We start from the raw sequence: 2,053 nt of genomic DNA, 5'->3' as shown, positions 1-2,053 counted from the left end.
AGATGAGGCGGAACTGGATCCCAGCCTCTGCTTTCTCTTGCAAGTTGCCGGCAGGGTAGTAAGCCGACTGCTTGAGTATGTCTGTTTACCGGCAAGTCCGGAGAAGTTCCTCTCCCCCTCCTCCAAAAACTTCCAAAAAAATGTATCGTTTCCAAGTTCGCGCCACCACTCAGCCCGGTGATCGAATTGCCCTGGTGGGATCCAGCCCTCGGTTGGGCGCCTGGGATCCGAGCCGCTGTGTTTGGCTGCAGACGGATCCCGCTTGTTATCCGCTCTGGTGGGTGGAGTTGCCATTAGGCCTGGCAGATGGCACTTCTGGCCCCCTATCCTCCGGGGAGTGGCCTCAAGAGACCCCTCGAGTGGAGTACCGATATCTGCGCGTTCAGGCCGATGGCGAAGTTATTTGGGAAGCTGCCGATAGGAATCGCTGGGTGCCGCTTGAGCCTCAGCCTTTGCCATCAGTTTTGATCGTGGAAGATGGCGAGTTTGGCCGGATCCCTTCCTGTCCTTACGGCTATTTTGCCACCCCTATTCTTGAGCCTGAGCCTGAAGATTTGCCGGGACTGAAGATAGTTGTTTTGGGTAGCTCCGTTGCCCTGGGGTGCAGCGCCTGGCTATTGCGAGGTTGGGCCTGGCTGTTGCAGAAAGCCTTGCGGGAGCGCTACGGCCATCGGGTGCGTAATCTCTCGGAATTGGGGGCTACGGTCAGCCGAACGCTGGCACGGTTTGATCAAGTTGTCGTTCCCGAACAACCGGACGTGGTAATTGTGGCCTTGTCGTTGGGAAATGAGGGCTTGGCCACGGCTCTGCCGGAGCATCGACGTGCCGTCCAAAGGCGGTTTGAAAACGGCCTGCGACGCCTGATTGAGAAGATTCAAAATATAGGCGCTTTGCCCATCTTGGCAGGGGTCTATCCTCACGGCGACTATGGTCCAGAACAGCATCTGCTTCTGCAGGAAACTCAGCAAAAGATGCTCGGTTGGGGATGCCCTGTGTTCAATTGGCTGCCCATCCTAGACGATGGCCAGGGCCGCTGGAAACCAGACCTTGCTTTTGACCCCGCTCACCCCAATTCCAGGGGACATCAGGTCATGTTTGAGGCCATCGATCTCTCGCTCTTCGAGCCCGGCCAAGTTCTGTCGGCTCGTGGAAAGCTGGCTCAATCCACTGCAGAACGAATCATTTTTGAAGACGGCAATGGCTTTTGGGTAGCTGCAGAAATAGGCAGAGATCAATTTCGCATCGTGAATATAACCCCCTACCCTTATACCCTTGCGCCAACTTGGCAATCTTTGCAGACTGCTTTCCAAAAATCACGCCTGCAGCCGGGACTGTATATTGGCAGAAGCGATGCAAGGATAGGAGACAAGACCCTACATTTACTTTCCATACAAGAGGACAGTTCGGTTCAAACCACCCTCTCCATTCCTGCAGATGCCGACCTCATCTTCTCCCCAATAGCTCAGTTCTTTTCCGCAGAAGCAGTAGAAACGATCTTCGAGGATGGATCGTTGACCCTTCTCAAGCTCAGTGGATCTTCAAAAGGCTCTTCTGATCCCAGGCCTCGCCTGTGCGTGATCAATCGGAGCAATCACGAGTACAACATCCACCCCATGTGGAAGGAAGTGCGGGCTGCCCTCAAAGCTTTGCCATCAGGGGTTTATGAGGATCCCCTCTATCGCGATGCTCCTTTCCGCACGTTGATGATTGGAGAAGGGGGGTTGGAAAGCCGGGTCAAGGCCGCTCCCAACTCGGTCATGCTATTGGAATACACATGCGCCTTATCTGATATTCATCGCGTTGCTGTTGTTCCCCTGGGGGATCGCTGTGCAGTGCGAATGCTGCTCTACAAGCTGGAATACGACGGGCCTGCATTTCCTTTTGATCTGACCCGCACCAGCAACTTGGCCGATGTGGCCGATATGATCCACCACGATTTTCAGGGCATGTGGGATCCCCAATACTTGCGCTACAGCCCTGCAGATCGCCGCATTTATCACAGCAAGTGGACAAGCCTATCTTTTGGCCATGAGCTGGAAGAAGGGGAAGATCC

The 2,053-nt window shown here is 54.7% G+C and carries 1 protein-coding gene; it reads left to right on the top strand.

Annotated features, from left to right (window positions below):
• Positions 1 to 140: 140 nt before the first annotated feature.
• Positions 141 to 2,053: GDSL-type esterase/lipase family protein (locus NW863_RS01510; protein WP_414364000.1), on the top strand; the 1,913-nt coding region annotated here is incomplete at its 3' end.

This window comes from Synechococcus sp. B60.1 (assembly GCF_047462555.1).
Lineage (GTDB): Bacteria > Cyanobacteriota > Cyanobacteriia > Thermostichales > Thermostichaceae > Thermostichus.
This window is presented reverse-complemented; position numbering and strand designations above follow the sequence as displayed.